Genomic DNA, 239 nt, shown 5'->3' on the forward strand with positions numbered 1-239 from the left:
GGGATTTGAGCTCTTGGCGTCGTCCATCAGCTCATCCAGCACCTCAAAGTGAGCGCGGATACCATCCTCAAATGGACGCCTGACCTCTTCACTCTGCCGCGCCGCGTCCGATCCCAACGCCACTAGAGGGCAACCGTCACCCTTTTCTCCAAGATGTCCGGGTGAGAGGTAGAACTCCATGACTGCTTCGAGGGGATCGGAACTTGTCGCAGCCGCCGTCGACCATCTGCGTGTAGCGC

Annotated in this window: 1 pseudogene; it reads right to left on the reverse strand. The window is 59.4% G+C overall.

The features are described from left to right. Positions 1 to 239 (reverse strand): annotated as a pseudogene (locus AF337_RS44775) (TetR/AcrR family transcriptional regulator); the annotation flags it as partial.

Origin of the sequence: Rhizobium ecuadorense (assembly GCF_001187535.1) — a bacterium.
GTDB classification, from domain to species: Bacteria; Pseudomonadota; Alphaproteobacteria; order Rhizobiales; family Rhizobiaceae; genus Rhizobium; species Rhizobium ecuadorense.